We start from the raw sequence: 3,075 nt of genomic DNA, 5'->3' as shown, positions 1-3,075 counted from the left end.
AAATCCGTCATCGTTCCGTCCGTCCAATCTCCGCCAAGCATGCTCAAGCTTCACGATTTTTGCAACAGAGCCCCGGCGATTGTGGCGCATTGCGCAGCCAGGATAGCCATGTCGCGGCCTGCCCCGGTCGTCGGGCTAGCAAATCGTCCAGACCCTGAGCCAGCCAGCGCGGACGACGGCGATGCTGGCCGATGCGCGAAATCGTCGAAGCCATTTTCTATCTGCTACGGGCAGGATGTCCCTGGCGGCTTTTGCCCGACAGTTTTCCGCCATGGCGCACGGTATACCAGTGGTTCTGCACCTTGCGCGACGATGGGGTATTCGAAAGCCTCAATCATCATCTCGTTCGGATCGATCGCATCCGGACAGGGCGAGAACCAGCACCATCCGCGGCAGTCATCGACAGCCAGAGCGTGAAGACCACCGAAGCAGGCGGACCTCGTGGTTACGACGCAGGCAAGAAGACCATGGGACGCAAACGCCATGCAATGGTCGATACCGATGGTCGCGCCCTTATCATACTGGTCCATCCTGCCGATGTGCAGGACCGCGATGGCGCGGTGCCCTTGCTCCAGCAGTCTCACCAGCGGCATCCCTTCGTCGCGCGCGCCTATGCCGACAGCGCCTACAACAGCGATCGCGTCCGGGACGCCACCTCCATTACGATCGAAATCGTCCGCAAATTCGCCGATCAGACCGGCTTCGTCGTCCATCCCAGACGATGGATCGTCGAACGCACCTTCGCATGGATCAACCGCAATCGCCGTCTGGCCAAAGACTTCGAGCGGACCATCAAATCCGCAACCGCGCTCCTCTATGCCGCCGCTGCCATCGTCCTCATCCGACGCATCGCTCGTTACCCATGAGATTCAAGACAGACTCTTAACAAAATTTCGTTACTTGACGGATTTCTTGGACTTAGGGTTGCAGTGCGCCGCATGTAGATGGCTGTTCGTGGAGAAAGACAACGTGATACGTATGTTGGGTGAATTTTGGCCAGATATATTCGTGATCTTACTGGTCTGTTCGCTCGTATCATTTGCAAACCAAAAATTCGGAATATTTGTCGCTACTCCGATAACATTGGGATCGACTGCATTAACGCTATTGCTCGGAGCCGCTGGGGCGACATGATTCTACTCTTATCTTCCTTTTGGCCTTGGCTTGTTCCAGCAATTGCGTGGATCGGATTTTTCACCGGTCGCTATTTTAGAAGAAAGAGCATAGCGAAAAACACATGATTGCCGCAACTCTGGCGGCTTCGCGCGCCTACGCCGGGCCGGGTTACTCCCGGCCGTGAAAGCGGCATCCATCTGCGGCCTGCACGTCAAGCGTGTCGGCGCTCCTTCGCAGCCGCCAACATCTCGCGCCGAAGGATTGCGTTCATGCGAGCCTGATAGCCCTTGCCCTGGGATTTGAGCCAAGCAAGCACATCGGCGTCGAGCCGCGCCGTTACCTGCTGCTTGATCGGCTTATAGAACCGTCCACGCTCGGCGGTCTTCCAGAAATCCTCTGTCAGCGTCGGGGCATCACTATAGTCGATACCGCTATCCGGCATCGCCTGCAGGGCATCCAGCTCGGCCTTCTGTGCCTCGGTCAAGGGGGGCAGATTGCCCGGATCGAGCTGGAAGCGGACGGTATCAGCGTCTTTCTTCTTCATAACGTCGTCTTTCCTTTCGATCGGCTTTTCGGGCCGAAATGATATGGATGATCTCCACATATTCGCCGTCGTCGTCATCCTCAGCGACGGTGTGGGCCACCAGCAGGAGTAAATGTCCTTCGACCAGGCCCAAGGTCTGCCATCGTTGCTCGCCGCCTTCGATCCGATCATGCACGCTAAGCGCAAAGGGGTCTGCGAAGGCGCTGGCGGCCGTCTCGAAACTGATGCCATGCTTTCTCAGATTGCTCTCGGCTTTGGCTGGGTGCCAGGAAAAGCGCATGGATAACATGACGGGAATATAATTATATTTTTGTCGTTATTCAAGGCGTATCCTTGACCGGCGCTGACCACCCGATCCGCTCCAACGTGTCCGTCAATGTTGATCGCGGCACGCTGAACGTGCGAGAAACCGACGCTTTGCTGGCCCCATTGGACAGAGCGGCAACTATCAACTGCATCTTTTCCGCGGCGATCGTCGGCGGTCGTCCACCTTGTCGGCCCCGCCGCTTTGCGGCGGCCAGGCCCGCCATGATCCGCTCCCGCGTCAACGCTCGCTCGTATTGGGCGAGCGCGCCGAACAGCGAGAACAGCAACTCGCCATGCGGCGTGGTGGTATCCATCTGTTCGGTCAGCGACCGGAAGGCGATGCCGCGTTCCTTGAGGTCGGTGACGATCGCCAGCAGGTGCGGCAGCGAGCGGCCGAGCCGATCGAGCTTCCAGACAACCAGCGTGTCGCCGGCGTTCATGTAGTCGAGGCAGGCTTTCAGGCCGGCGCGATCGTCGCGCGCACCGGAAGCCTTGTCGGAGTAGAGGTGCCGTTGATCGACACCAGCGGCCGTGAGCGCATCGCGTTGCAGATCGACCGGCTCTGTTGCAAAAATCGTGAAGCTTGAGCATGCTTGGCGGAGATTGGACGGACGGAACGATGACGGATTTCAAGTGGCGCCATTTCCAGGGTGATGTGATCCTGTGGGCGGTGCGCTGGTATTGTCGCTATCCGATCAGCTATCGCGACCTTGAGGAAATGCTGGCGGAACGCGGCATTTCGGTCGACCATACGACGATCTATCGCTGGGTCCAGTGCTACGCCCCGGAGATGGAGAAGCGGCTGCGCTGGTTCTGGCGGCGTGGCTTTGATCCGAGCTGGCGCCTGGATGAAACCTACGTCAAGGTGCGGGGCAAGTGGACCTACCTGTACCGGGCAGTCGACAAGCGGGGCGACACGATCGATTTCTACCTGTCGCCGACCCGCAGCGCCAAGGCAGCGAAGCGGTTCCTGGGCAAGGCCCTGCGAGGCCTGAAGCACTGGGAAAAGCCTGCCACGCTCAATACCGACAAAGCGCCGAGCTATGGTGCAGCGATCACCGAATTGAAGCGCGAAGGAAAGCTGGACCGGGAGACGGCCCACCGGCAGG

3 protein-coding genes and 2 pseudogenes are annotated in these 3,075 nt (G+C 58.9%); 2 read left to right on the top strand and 3 right to left on the bottom strand.

The window, feature by feature from the left end; all coding sequences use genetic code 11:
• Positions 1-170: 170 nt before the first annotated feature.
• Positions 171-866: pseudogene (locus M529_RS28925) on the top strand (IS5 family transposase); the annotation flags it as partial.
• Between the two features lie 461 nt (positions 867-1,327).
• On the opposite strand, the gene M529_RS28920 reads toward M529_RS28925, so the two are convergent.
• The 3 genes from M529_RS28920 to M529_RS0124195 are packed head-to-tail and all read right to left on the bottom strand — an operon-like array spanning position 1,328 to position 2,517.
• Positions 1,328-1,660: a BrnA antitoxin family protein gene (locus M529_RS28920; RefSeq protein WP_007682049.1), complete on the bottom strand. Its 333-nt coding sequence runs from the start codon at positions 1,658-1,660 to the stop codon at positions 1,328-1,330.
• Positions 1,641-1,949: a BrnT family toxin gene (locus M529_RS28915; RefSeq protein ID WP_007682056.1), complete on the bottom strand. Its 309-nt coding sequence runs from the start codon at positions 1,947-1,949 to the stop codon at positions 1,641-1,643. The genes M529_RS28920 and M529_RS28915 overlap by 20 nt, the downstream gene beginning before the upstream one ends.
• A 31-nt stretch (positions 1,950-1,980) precedes the next feature.
• Positions 1,981-2,517 carry a recombinase family protein gene (locus tag M529_RS0124195; RefSeq protein ID WP_051184012.1) on the bottom strand — a complete coding sequence of 179 codons (537 nt, stop codon included), beginning with the start codon at positions 2,515-2,517 and terminating at the stop codon, positions 1,981-1,983.
• A 68-nt stretch (positions 2,518-2,585) separates the two neighbouring features.
• On the opposite strand from M529_RS0124195, the pseudogene M529_RS28910 reads away from it, so the two are divergent.
• Positions 2,586-3,075 (top strand): annotated as a pseudogene (locus tag M529_RS28910) (IS6-like element IS6100 family transposase); the annotation flags it as partial.

This window comes from Sphingobium ummariense RL-3, from assembly GCF_000447205.1.
In the GTDB taxonomy this organism is placed as follows: Bacteria; Pseudomonadota; Alphaproteobacteria; order Sphingomonadales; family Sphingomonadaceae; genus Sphingobium; species Sphingobium ummariense.
This window is presented reverse-complemented; position numbering and strand designations above follow the sequence as displayed.